This window comes from Cupriavidus sp. UME77, assembly GCF_014170355.1.
GTDB classification, from domain to species: domain Bacteria; phylum Pseudomonadota; class Gammaproteobacteria; order Burkholderiales; family Burkholderiaceae; genus Cupriavidus; species Cupriavidus basilensis.
The window spans coordinates 1-12,049 of the sequence record NZ_LZZU01000068.1 but is presented as its reverse complement, the minus strand read 5'-3'; the positions used below and the strand labels follow the sequence as shown (position 1 = coordinate 12,049).

The following is a 12,049-nucleotide window of genomic DNA, read 5'->3' as shown; positions in this document are numbered from 1 at the left end:
TAATTTTTAATTAGCAATCCATGGACAAGCTGCGCAGCATGGAAGTGTTTGCCGCCGCTGCCGAAGCCGGCAGCTTCAGCGCCTGCGCCGATGCACTTGGCCTGTCGGCGGTGATGGTAGGCAAGCATGTCGGGCAGCTGGAGCGGCATCTGGGCGTGCGTTTGCTGCAACGCAGCACGCGCCGCCAAAGCCTGACCGAGGCCGGCCACCTGTTCCTGGAGGAATGCCGGCAGATCCTGGAGCGCGTGCGCAATGCGGAGACTGTGGCCGAACGCCTGCACAGCCAGCCACGCGGCCGCCTGCGCGTGACCGCGCCGGTGACGTTGGGGGAGACGGCGGTCGCCGAAGCGGTATCGGCCTACCTGCTGCGCTACCCGGAAGTCATGGTGGAACTGGTGCTCGACGACGCTTTCACCGACCTGATTGCCGATGGTTTCGACGCCGCCGTGCGCATCGGCGCGCTGGCCAGCTCCGATCATCTGGTAGCGCGGCCGTTGCGGCCGTATCGCATGGCGATCTGCGCCGCGCCGGCCTACCTCGCGCAAGCGGGCCATCCGCGCACGCTGGCGGAGCTGGCCGGGCATCGCTGCCTGAATCATCTGTTGTGGCCGCAAGGCATGGGGTGGCCGGCCCCCGAGGACGGCGCGGCGTCTAATTCATCGGCGCCGCTGGCGGCCAACAACGGCCAGGCGCTGCGGCGCGCGGCGCTAGCTGGCTGTGGGGTGGTGATGCAGCCGGAAGTGCTGCTGGCGGCAGACATAGCCGCCGGGTTGCTGGTCCCGTTGCTGGAAGACGCCATGCCAGCGCCAAGGCCGGTCCACCTGCTCTATCCGCGCGACCCGCGGCCGCTGCCCAAGCAGACCTGCTTTGTCAGCGTCATGCTGGAGAAAATGGGAGCCTGAAGATCGCCTTCAGGAAATCGTGCCTGCCTTGGCCTTGTGGACAACCGGCCGCTCCGGTACGGCGATGCGTGCAAGCTCCGCCATCAACGGCACGTGGTCCGAGCGCTGGGCCCAGTCGCGGCCGGTCAGCGCACTGGCGTGCTCGATCTCGAAGCCGCGCACATAGATGCGGTCGAGTTGCCACCAGGGCATGTGGCTGGGGAAGGTGTGCAGCCGCGCGCCACCCGCGGAGGACACCTCCGTCGCCCCAAGCGTGGTGCAGATCAGGTTGTCGAGCCGGTGGTTCCAGTCATTGAAATCCCCCGCGATCACCAGCGGCGCCTCGGCTGGCACCACATCCTGCACCCGCTTGACCAGTGCCTCCGCCTGGCGCGCGCGGCTGCGCGCGAACAAGCCGAAATGCACGCAGATCAGGTGGGCCTCGACCCCGTTCATATCCGCCACCGCGTGCAGCAGGCCGCGCTGCTCGAAGCGATGGTCGGAGATGTCGAGGTTTTCCGACATCAGGATCGGGTGGCGCGACAGGATGGCATTGCCGTGGTGCCCGTGGTCGTACACTGCATTGCGGCCGTAGACCGAATGCGGATACGCATCGGTCGCCAAATAGTTGAGCTGGGTGTAATCCGGGTCGAACAAGGCTGCCGCCACCAGGCGGTCATTGCGATCCTGCACCTCCTGCAGGAAGACGATGTCGGCATTCACCACGTGCAGGCCATCGCGCACGTTATGGATACGCGACTTGCCCTTGATGCCGGTCACGCCCTTGTGAATGTTGTAGGTGACGACGCGCAGCCTCATAGGTCCGCTCCGCAGGCCGCACGCTGCCCCCGCACCCGCCAGCCCAACTGCAGCACCGCCTCGGCATTGCTGGTCGAGAAGCAGAGCGCGGCGGCCTCCTGCCACGGCAGCCACTGGTACTGCAAGTGCTCGCGCGGCGCCAGCGTCACCGGCAGCGGCTGCGCGACACGCAGGCCAAACCAGTGCTCGGTGTTGCGTGTCACGCCCGGTGCGTAGCGGTGGCGCCACTGCGGGTAGATTTCGTACTCGATGGTGTGGTTCCAGTCGTCCAGCTGGTGCTCGGCGGCGATCAGGCCGGTTTCCTCGGCCACCTCGCGCGCGGCCGTCAGCGCCAGCGGCTCGTCGGGCGTGTCCAGGCTGCCGGTGACCGACTGCCAGTAGCCCGGCCGGTCGGCGCGCTCGATCAACAGCACTTGCAGGTCTGGCGTGTGAATCACAACCAGGACGGATTCAGGGATTTTGTAGGACATGGGGATAGGACAAACGGCGTCCCCAAGCTTACCGCAGATGCGCCCGGGCACCATGGGAAACATGGCGGTCATGGTGGACATGACGATCTTGCTGCCCAGGCCCATTCATGCAGCATGGACGCCGGATGGCGCCGGCGTCTCGCGCAGCCAGGTCTCGAATACGCCCGGCGAGTCGCCGTGGCCCCACGCGGCGCGCAATTGCTGCATCAACGGGGTCAGCGCGCGCGTGTACTCGCGCGAAGCCACCTGCGCATGCGCGGCCAGGCGGTCCGCGCATTGCTGCACCTGCGCCTGCAACTGCGCGCGCTCGTGCGCGATCTCTTTTTCGCGCACGCCGAGCGTGTTGTACTTCTGGATCAGGAAGCGCTGGTAGTCACCGGCTTCCACGCCTTGGGCGGCCTGTGCGTTGACCTGCTCGAAGCGCATCACGATGCTGCCGGTTTCCTGCTCGATATGCGTGGCCTCCGCGGCCAGCGCCTGCAAGCCGTCCTGCAGCCGCAGCGCTTCGCGACGCTCGTCGCGCAGCTTCACGACGTACTCATCGAAGCTGCGCTGGGCCGTCAGGTAAGCCTGCACCACCGGCTGCGGCGCCACCACCAGCAACGGATCCGCACCGCCTGCCCGGCTGCCCTGCAACAAGGCGTCATCGGGCAGCCTCAGGTTGCCGAGGTCCTCCAGCCAGCGCCCGCGCGCCATGACGGTGCCCACCGTATCCAGCGCCACCCGGCGCAGGGCTTCGGCGCGCTGCATCTCCACCGGTTCCAGCATCGGCATGCCGCCAACGCCGCCGGTCTTCGCAGCATGCGCGATATCCGGCACACAAGCCGCCACCGTGGTCGCCACGGACTCCGACATGGCCACCGCCGAGCGGCGCACCGCGCGCCGCAGCTCGAAACGCGCCAGCAGCATCATCACCAGCCCGGCCACCAGCCAGGTGAGGATGGTCTCGGCATGGGCCATTAAAAACTGGCGAATCAGTTCTACATCCAGGTGCACGGCAAAATCCTCCCGCGCGGCCGTCGTGCCTTCGAATTGGGCTTGCGGCTTGGCGCTATAAAGGGAGAAGACTGGACGAAAAGGGCTTCGTTCCGCGATGTAACAATTGGAAACCAGGGATTGGGTGCCGGCTGTGGCACCTGGCATGCATCGCGGCCGCCAATGCAAAAAGGCCGCGCTGTCGCGCGGCCTTTTCAAGCAGTCCGAACCCCGGCTCAGGCCGTCTTCGCCTCCGCAGCACGCAAGCGGATATGCAGCTCGCGCAGTTGCTTCTCGTCGACCGCGCTCGGCGCTTGCGTGAGCAAGTCTTGCGCGCGCTGGGTCTTGGGGAAGGCGATCACGTCGCGGATCGAATCGGCGCCGGCCATCATGGTGACGATGCGGTCCAGGCCGAAGGCCAGGCCGCCGTGCGGGGGCGCGCCGTATTGCAGCGCGTCCAGCAGGTAGCCGAACTTGGCACGGGCTTCTTCCTCGCCGATCTTCAGGGCGCGGAACACCTTGCTTTGCACGTCCTCACGGAAGATCCGCACCGAGCCGCCGCCCATTTCCCAGCCGTTCAGGACCATGTCGTAGGCCTTGGCGATGCACTTGCCCGGATCGGTTTCCAGGTATTGCAGGTGCTCGTCCTTGGGGCTGGTGAACGGGTGGTGCATGGCGACCCAGCGGGCATCTTCTTCGTCGTACTCGAACATCGGGAAGTCGATCACCCACAGCGGCTTCCACACGTCCTCGAACAGGCCGTGGGTCTTGCCGAACTCGGAGTGGCCGATCTTCAGGCGCAGGCCGCCGATGGCGTCGTTGACGACCTTGGCCTTGTCCGCGCCGAAGAAGATGATGTCCCCGTCCTTGGCGCCGGTGCGCTTCAGGATCTCGGCGATGGCCGCGTCGTGCAGGTTCTTGACGATCGGCGATTGCAGGCCGTCGCGGCCCTTGGCCACTTCGTTGACCTTGATCCAGGCCAGGCCCTTGGCGCCGTAGATGGCGACGAACTGGGTGTAGGCATCGATCTCGCTGCGCGAGATGGCGGCGCCGCCCGGCACGCACAGGCCGACCACACGACCGTTCTCGCTGTTGGCGGGGCCGGAGAACACCTTGAAGTCGACGTCCTTCATGGCGTCGGTCAGTTCGGTGAACTCGAGCTTGACGCGCAGGTCAGGCTTGTCCGAACCGAAGCGGGCCATGGCCTCGCGGAATTCCATCACGGGGAAGCTGGCGTCCAGGTCGACGTCGATGGCGTTCTTGAACACCGTGCGCATCATGTCCTCGAACAGGTCGCGGATCTCCTGCTCGTTCAGGAACGAGGTCTCGCAGTCGATCTGCGTGAACTCGGGCTGGCGGTCGGCACGCAGGTCCTCGTCGCGGAAGCACTTGGTGATCTGGTAGTAGCGGTCGAAGCCCGACACCATCAGCATCTGCTTGAAGATCTGCGGCGATTGCGGCAACGCGAAGAAGTGGCCCGGGTTGGTCCGCGACGGCACCAGGTAGTCCCGCGCGCCTTCGGGCGTGCTCTTGCCCAGCATCGGGGTCTCGATGTCGATGAAGCCTTGCGCGTCCAGGTACTTGCGCACTTCCATGGCCACCTTGTAGCGCAGGCGCAGGTTGTACTGCATCTGCGGGCGGCGCAGGTCCAGCACGCGGTGCGTCAGGCGGGTGGTCTCGGACAGGTTGTCGTCGTCGAGCTGGAACGGGGGCGTGACCGACGGGTTGAGCACGGTCAGCTCATGGCACAGCACCTCGATCTTGCCGGAGGTCAGGTTGGCGTTCTCGGTGCCGGCCGGGCGCGGGCGCACCTTGCCGGTGATGCGCACGCAGAACTCGTTGCGGATCTCTTCGGCGGCCTTGAACATCTCGGGACGATCGGGATCGCAAACCACCTGCACCAGGCCTTCGCGGTCGCGCAGGTCGATGAAGATCACGCCACCGTGGTCGCGGCGACGCTGCACCCAGCCGGTGAGAGCCACTTCTTGGCCCGACAGTTGTTCGGTCACGAGACCGCAATAGTGAGTACGCATGGAGGACATAAGAGAATTCCCGGAATAACGCGGCCGCCGATGCGGCCGGCGATCAATTTGAATGCGATGAGCCGGCGGACTCGGCGAGGGCTTCTGCCTCCGCCTCGCCGGCGCGCACCGAACCGCTCTTGCGCGGCAGCTCGGTCGGCGCCACCACGCCCATCGAGACGATGTACTTCAGCGCGGCGTCGACGGTCATGTCGAGTTCGATGGTATCGGCCTTGGGCATCATCAGGAAGAAGCCCGAGGTCGGATTAGGCGTGGTCGGCACGTAGACGCTGACATACTCGCCCTGCAGATGATTCTGCACATCGCCGCCGGGACGGCCGGTGAGAAATGCGATGGTCCACGAGCCCTCACGCGGGTACTGCACCAGCAGCGCCTTGCGAAAGGCATTGCCGGACGAGGAGAGCAGCGTATCCGAGACCTGCTTGACGCTGGTGTAGATCGGCCCGACCACGGGGATATGGCGCAGCAGCGCTTCCCACCAGCGCACCAGGCGCTGGCCGATGAAGTTGTGGGTCAGCAGGCCGACCAGCAGGATGAACACCACCGTCAGGATGGCGCCCAGGCCCGGGATGCGCACCTTGAACAGCTGGACCGGCTGCCAGGCTTCAGGCAGCAGCGCCAGGCTCTGGTCCATGGTGCTGATGACCAGGTTCAACACCCACAGCGTGATGCCCAGCGGCACCAGCACCAATAGCCCGGTGAGGAACCAGGTCTTGAGGGCGGAAGTCTTCTTCGCCGGCACGGTGCGTTCTGCCTTCAATGGCTGGCGACGGCACTGCCGGAACCGCCGGCAGTGCTGGTCGGCGCCGTGCTGACGGTGCTGGAGGAATCCGTGGCTGCGCCGGACGAGGCCGGTGCCGCTGCGTCGCTCTTGCCCTCGGTGGCGCTGCCCGCGGCCGCCGTGGCGGGCGCAGCCGGCGTGCCGCTGTTGCCACCGCGGAAATCGGTGACGTACCAGCCCGACCCCTTGAGCTGGAAGCCCGCGGCGGTCAGTTGTTTCTTGAACGTGCCCTTTGCGCCGCAGGATGTGCAGTCGGTGAGCGGGGCATCGCTCATTTTCTGCAGCACATCGCGCCCGTGGCCGCAGGCGTCGCAACGATAGGCATAGATCGGCATAGTGGCTCTCCGCTAGGAGTCTGGAACGGAAATTGGATGGAACCGCATGGCCGCGCCGAGCGGGAAGTTGCCACTCCCGTGCGCGCGCCTTGCGGTGCAAAGCCTTGAATTATAAACCGTTCTGAGAACGCCGGGCCGGCGGAAAAAGGGCTGGAAATGCCTTCGAAGCCACGCATGACCCGCCGGATGCCCGCAACGCTCAGGCCAGATGGACTTCCTTGACGCGCGGATGGTCGTTGATCCACTGCGGCAGCAGCGAGCCGAACACCATGCCGCCGATGGAAGCCAGCAGCCCGACCATCTGCGGCGGCACCGCCGCGTCGGCGAAGGCGATTTCGCAGCACAGCCAGGAAACCAACCCGAGGATGATCGCGGCAAGGCCGCCCTGGCGCGTGGCCGGCTTCCAGAACATGCCAAAGGCCAGCGGGACAAACGACGACACCAAAGTGACTTTATATGCATTTTCCACCATATGGAAAATGGACAGATGCGAGTTCAGCGCGAACAGCGTCACCAGCACGGCGAACACCAGCACCACGGCCTGCATCACGCGCAGGAAGCGGCGGTCGTCGAGATGGCGGAAATAGGGCCGCAGGATATTCTCGGCAAAGGTGACCGACGGTGCCAGCAGCGTCGCCGAGGCACAGCTCTTGATGGCGGACAGCAGCGCACCGAAGAACATCACCTGGGCGAACATGGGCGCGTGCGTCAGGATCAGCTTGGGCAGGATCAGCTGCGAATCGGTGTTGATGTACTTCTGCACCATCTCCGGGTCGATCATGGTGGCCGAATAGGCCAGGAACATCGGGATGAAGGCAAAGCAGAAGTAAAGCACGCCGCCCAGCACCGAAGCGCGCCCGGCAATCTTCTCTGTGCGCGAGGAGGTCACGCGCTGGAACACATCCTGCTGCGGGATCGATCCCAGCATCATGGTGAACAGCGCGGCCGCGAAGCCGATGATCTGGATCAGGTCCAGCGAGGGCAGGAATTCGAACTTGCCGGCCGCCGCCGCATGCGACACCACCGCGGCCACGCCGCCGGCCTGGCCGCTGACTTCATAGCCGATATACAGCATCCCGATCACGATGATGATCATCTGGATGAAGTCGGTCACCGCCACGGCCCACATGCCGCCGAACAGGGTGTACACCAGCACGCTGGCGGCCCCGATCATCATGCCGGCTTCCTGCGACAGCGCGCCGTCCGAGACGGTGAAGAACACCAGCCCGAGCGCCTTGATCTGCGCGGCGACCCAGCCCAGGTAGGACATCACGATGCACAGCGTGGTCAGCACCTCGGCCAGCCGCCCGTAGCGATTGTGATAGTAATCGCCGATGGTGAGCAGGTTCATCCGGTACAGCGGGCGCGCGAAGAACAGGCCGACCAGGATCAGGCAAAGCGAGGAACCGAAAGGATCGGACACCACCCCGGACAAGCCTTCCTTGAGGAAAACAGCGGGGATGCCCAGCACCGTCTCCGAGCCGAACCATGTCGCGAACACGGTGGCGGTGACGACATAGAACGGCAGGCTGCGGCCAGCGACCGCGAAGTCGGTGGCGTTGCGCACGCGCAGCGCGGCCCACAGGCCAATGCCGACGGAGATTACCCAGTAGATGATGACGAACCAGATCAGCATGCTGCTGCCCTATCCCAAAGTGCCCTTGCGGCGAGAAACCGGTTGCCGGTGAGGCGGGATTTGCGGCCAGCCTTGCCCGGAGTCCAATTCATCGGTCGGGGCCGCATGGGTGGCTGAGCTAGCCTGCGGTCGTAGCCGAATCAAAACGCGGATTATAACGACGCCTGCCGCGCGGCGAGAAAAAAACCCGCCACCACGGGGAAATTGCCCGGGACGGTGCAGCCCCGGCGCCACAGGTGACGTGGACTGCGCCGAGGATGCCCGCCTCGGCCGCGGCGCCCCGCCATGGTGCGCAAGGCTTGCGGCTTACGGGTGGGCTTACGCGCGGTTACACAGCTTACAAACCCTGCGTCAGCGCGCCGTATCCGCCGCGCATTAAGGAAGCCAAGGCAGCAACATCGGGCGCCGCGCCCACGAGCCACGCTGCCGTACACGGCCCAACGAGGAAAAGGAGAACACCATGTCGAACCGCCAAACCAAGATGCTCAAGACCCTGATGATTGCCGCAGGCCTGCTCGGCGCCGGCCTGGCAAGCGCCCAGACCGCGGCGGTCTCGCAGGATGTGCAGCGCAACGTCAACCAGGAACAGCGCATCGAGAACGGCCTGAAATCTGGCAGCCTGAGCACGCGCGAAGCGGCCAGCCTGGAAAAGCAGACCGCACGCGTGGACTACATGGAAGCACACGCCCTGGCCAATGGCTCGGTCTCGCCGCGCGAGCAGGCGTCGATCCAGCGCGCCGAGAACAACGTGAGCCGCGACATCGCGCATGACACGCATAACGGCATCACCGGCAACCCCGCCAGCGCCTCGTCGCAGCGCATGCAGGCCGACGTGCAGCGCAATATCAACCAAGAGCAGCGCATCAAGAACGGCGTCGCCAACGGCTCGCTCACCAACCACGAAGCCGGCAGCCTCGAACGCGGCCAGGCTCACGTGGATCGGCGCGAAGCGCGCGCCGGTGCCAACGGCCATGTCGGCGCGGGCGAGCAGCGTGGCATCCAGCGCGCCGAAAACCGCGACAGCCGGGCGATCTATCACGACAAGCACAACGCCCGCGTGCGCGGCTGAAGCAAAGGCTGGCGCCTGCGGCCGAACCCTGAACCCTGGGATCTAAGCCCTGCGGCGCCAGACCTGCCACTGCTCGCGGCCGGCAAATACCGGCAGCGAGCCCGTGGCGGCCCGCGCTTCCACCAGCTCGAAGGCCGGCGCAAGCAGCGCGCGCAGTTCCGCCTCGGGGATGGCGAAAGGCGGCCCGCCGCGCGTCTCGTCCAGGAAGAAGTAGCCGGCCAGCAGGCCGCCCGGCGGCAGCAGTTGCGCCACGCGAGCAGCGTAGCCGGCCCGCATGGCTGGCGGCAAGGCGCACAGGAAGGCCCGCTCGTAGATCCACTGGCAGGCAGGCTCGGGCGCGAAGGCAAAGAAATCCGCCTCGTGCACGACGGCCCCGGCGGGCCCCAGCGCGCGGCGCGCGCTTGCCACGGCCTCGGGTGAGAAATCAATGGCGGTCACCGGCCAGCCGCGCGCATGGAGCCACCCCGCTTCCCAGCCGTTGCCACAGCCAGGGATTAGCGTTGGGCACGGCGCCATCGCGCCGGCGAAGGCCTCGAAATCGGCCGGCACGCCGCCCAGGTCCCAGGGCATGAAGCCCTTCTCGAAGCGCTCATCCCAGAAAGCCGGATCCCCCGCGTTGCGCGTGGCGAAGGTTGGCGGGGCTGCGGCCTTGTTCGGCGCGTTATCGGATTTGGTCAAGCTAGCCTCCACTCTCCACTGCATTGCATTTCATCAGCCTTGCACTCGCCACCCCGGCGACTCGGGGCACGATCCCGTGCGCTACCAGTAGCCAACCCAGGCCAGCAGCTCGGTCAGCACCACCCCGGCGACGAATCCGCCAACCAGCAACAAGGCCGTGCCGACCAGGCGGTTGGTGCGGCGCTGCTCGGCGACCAGGGCAGCCAGCAGCTTCTCCTGCTGGCCATTGTCGACCAATGCGCGGCGCTCAAGGAACTGGTGCGCCAGGCGCGGGAAGTCAGGCAGCATCTTGGCCCATTGCGGGGCCTCCACCTGGATGCGCTCCCAGGCACCCTTCCAGCCGACCTGCTCGTGCATCCATTTCTCGAGGAAGGGCTTGGCGGTCTTCCACAGGTCCAGGTCCGGATCGAGCTGGCGCCCCAGCCCTTCGATATTGAGCAAGGTCTTCTGCAACAGGACCAGTTGCGGCTGAATCTCGACATTGAAGCGGCGCGAGGTCTGGAACAGGCGCATCAGCACCATGCCCAGCGAGATCTCCTTGAGCGGCTTGTCGAAATAGGGCTCGCAGCACGCCCGTACCGCGCTCTCCAGTTCCTCCACCCGCGTATTGGCCGGCACCCAGCCCGACTCCACGTGCAGCAACGCCACGCGATGGTAGTCGCGGCGGAAAAAGGCGATGAAGTTCTGCGCCAGATAGTTCTTGTCGAACTCGGACAGCGCGCCGACGATGCCGAAGTCCAGCGCGATGTAGCGCCCAAAACTCTGCGGCGCCACCGACACCAGGATGTTGCCCGGGTGCATGTCGGCATGGAAGAACCCGTCGCGGAACACCTGCGTGAAGAAGATCTCCACGCCCTCCTCCGCCAGCAGGTGCATGTCGACGCCAGCCGCCCTGAGCGACTCGGTGCGCGAGATGGGGATCCCGTGCATGCGCTCCATCACGAAGACCTCGCTGCTGCACCAGTCCCAGAACACCTCGGGCACCAGCAGCAGCTTGGTGTCGGCAAAGTTGCGGCGCAGCTGGCTGGCGTTGGCGGCCTCGATCATCAGGTCGAGCTCGTCGTGCAGGTATTTGTCGAACTCGGCGACGACCTCGCGCGGCTTCAGGCGCTTGCCGTCAGCCCAGAAACGCTCAAGCCAGGCGGCAAGGTCCCGCATCAGCGCCAGGTCACTGTCGATGACCGGCAACATGCCCGGGCGCAAGACCTTCACCGCAACTTCGCGGCCGTGGTTGGGGCCGCCCTTCAGGATGGCGAAGTGAACCTGGGCGATGGACGCGCTGGCCACCGGCTTGTGGTCGAAGCTCTCGAACAGCGTCTCCAGTTTCCGGCCCAGCGAGCGCTCGATGATCTTGACCGCCACGACGGAATCGAACGGCGGCACCTGGTCCTGCAGCTTGGCGAGCTCGTCGGCGATGTCCTCGGGCATCAGGTCGCGCCGGGTGGAGAGCACCTGGCCAAACTTGACGAAGATCGGGCCCAGGCGCGTCAGCGCCAGGCGCAGGCGTTCGCCACGGGGCATGTCGAGCTTGCGGCCAATGGTAATGACACGCACCAGGAAACGGATGCGGCGGCTCTTGAAGCCAGACAGCACGAGCTCGTCGAGGCCGTAGTAGAGGATGACGAAAACGATCTTGCAAAGGCGCAGGAAGCGGGTCATGCAGGTTCTTCAGTGTTGGGGCCGTGCTGCTTGGCCGGTCTGGCAATGGATAAAGCCGTGGATGCGCAATTGCGCAGGGCTCTGGCGGCGGCAAGCCGCGGGCGATCAGCGATGGGCGGACGGCAGCGTACCAGCTCCACGCTCGGAGCGGGCGCGCTGCTCCAGCTTTTCCAGCCGCTTTTCCAGCCGGGCGAGGTCGTCGCGCAGCGCGCTCACACCGGCGCCGAACTCGTCGAGCGCCGCGTGGCGCACCAGGGTCGGCTGCTCGTCAAGCAGGTACTCGGTCACGTTATCGACCAGCGCGCGGCCCACCCGCGTGGCTTGGGCATGCACCTGCTGCACGCCGTCCACCACCCGTTGCGCCACGCTATCGCTCACCGGGCCGCCCAGGATGCCGCGCAATGCGCGCGACAGGTCCTCGGCCGCATCCCAGCGCAGGTTGCGGGCCAGCGTGGAGACCGTGTTGGCGAGTTCCGCATCTCCCTCGATGCGCACATGCTTCATCGCCGCCGCCTGGCCGCCGCCCGCCACGTCCGAGGCCACCAGCGGCCACTGCTGCAGCGGCACGGTCAGCGTAACCGCCGGGGCTTCATCCACCGGGGCCAGCTCCGTCAGGCCCTGCTCCGTCACCTTCAATGCGAGCGTGAACGCGGCCGCGTCAAAGCGGATGATGCGGCCAGCGAAGGGCTGGAGCATGGTGGTTG

General features: G+C 66.0%; 12 protein-coding genes. 2 read left to right on the top strand and 10 right to left on the bottom strand.

The window, feature by feature from the left end; translation table 11 throughout:
• The first annotated feature begins 20 nt into the window (after positions 1-20).
• Positions 21-902: a LysR family transcriptional regulator gene (locus tag A9975_RS27600; protein WP_183035546.1), complete on the top strand. Its 882-nt coding sequence runs from the start codon at positions 21-23 to the stop codon at positions 900-902.
• Positions 903-911: 9 nt separating this feature from the next.
• Here A9975_RS27600 and A9975_RS27595 read toward each other — a convergent pair whose 3' ends face one another.
• The 7 genes from A9975_RS27595 to A9975_RS27565 all read right to left on the bottom strand — a co-directional run bounded on the left by A9975_RS27595 (position 912) and on the right by A9975_RS27565 (position 7,939).
• On the bottom strand, positions 912-1,700 hold the full coding sequence (locus tag A9975_RS27595) for an endonuclease/exonuclease/phosphatase family protein (protein ID WP_183035545.1): 789 nt from the start codon (positions 1,698-1,700) through the stop codon (positions 912-914).
• Positions 1,697-2,170 carry a dihydroneopterin triphosphate diphosphatase gene (nudB, locus tag A9975_RS27590; RefSeq protein ID WP_183035557.1) on the bottom strand — a complete coding sequence of 158 codons (474 nt, stop codon included), beginning with the start codon at positions 2,168-2,170 and terminating at the stop codon, positions 1,697-1,699. Before nudB ends, A9975_RS27595 begins: the two co-directional genes overlap by 4 nt.
• Positions 2,171-2,275: 105 nt before the next feature.
• On the bottom strand, positions 2,276-3,166 hold the full coding sequence (locus A9975_RS27585) for a hypothetical protein (protein WP_183035544.1): 891 nt from the start codon (positions 3,164-3,166) through the stop codon (positions 2,276-2,278).
• Between the two features lie 215 nt (positions 3,167-3,381).
• Positions 3,382-5,187: an aspartate--tRNA ligase gene (gene aspS, locus A9975_RS27580; protein WP_183035543.1), complete on the bottom strand. Its 1,806-nt coding sequence runs from the start codon at positions 5,185-5,187 to the stop codon at positions 3,382-3,384.
• A gap of 43 nt (positions 5,188-5,230) precedes the next feature.
• Positions 5,231-5,929 (bottom strand): DUF502 domain-containing protein, encoded by a 699-nt coding sequence (locus A9975_RS27575; RefSeq protein WP_150987888.1) that lies wholly within the window; start codon positions 5,927-5,929, stop codon positions 5,231-5,233.
• Positions 5,930-5,943: 14 nt separating this feature from the next.
• A complete protein-coding gene (locus tag A9975_RS27570) occupies positions 5,944-6,303 on the bottom strand; it encodes an FmdB family zinc ribbon protein (RefSeq protein ID WP_183035542.1) in 360 nt (119 codons plus the stop codon).
• A 199-nt stretch (positions 6,304-6,502) separates the two neighbouring features.
• Positions 6,503-7,939: a sodium:solute symporter family protein gene (locus A9975_RS27565; protein ID WP_183035541.1), complete on the bottom strand. Its 1,437-nt coding sequence runs from the start codon at positions 7,937-7,939 to the stop codon at positions 6,503-6,505.
• A gap of 460 nt (positions 7,940-8,399) precedes the next feature.
• Between A9975_RS27565 and A9975_RS27560 the strand changes: the two genes are divergently transcribed.
• Positions 8,400-9,008: a hypothetical protein gene (locus A9975_RS27560; protein WP_183035540.1), complete on the top strand. Its 609-nt coding sequence runs from the start codon at positions 8,400-8,402 to the stop codon at positions 9,006-9,008.
• 42 nt (positions 9,009-9,050) lie between these two features.
• Here A9975_RS27560 and A9975_RS27555 read toward each other — a convergent pair whose 3' ends face one another.
• The 3 genes from A9975_RS27555 to A9975_RS27545 all read right to left on the bottom strand — a co-directional run bounded on the left by A9975_RS27555 (position 9,051) and on the right by A9975_RS27545 (position 12,041).
• Positions 9,051-9,710 (bottom strand): methyltransferase domain-containing protein, encoded by a 660-nt coding sequence (locus tag A9975_RS27555; protein WP_255503617.1) that lies wholly within the window; start codon positions 9,708-9,710, stop codon positions 9,051-9,053.
• A 57-nt stretch (positions 9,711-9,767) separates the two neighbouring features.
• On the bottom strand, positions 9,768-11,345 hold the full coding sequence (ubiB, locus tag A9975_RS27550; RefSeq protein ID WP_183035538.1) for a ubiquinone biosynthesis regulatory protein kinase UbiB: 1,578 nt from the start codon (positions 11,343-11,345) through the stop codon (positions 9,768-9,770).
• A 105-nt stretch (positions 11,346-11,450) separates the two neighbouring features.
• Positions 11,451-12,041 carry an SCP2 domain-containing protein gene (locus A9975_RS27545; RefSeq protein WP_255503624.1) on the bottom strand — a complete coding sequence of 197 codons (591 nt, stop codon included), beginning with the start codon at positions 12,039-12,041 and terminating at the stop codon, positions 11,451-11,453.
• Positions 12,042-12,049: the final 8 nt, after the last annotated feature.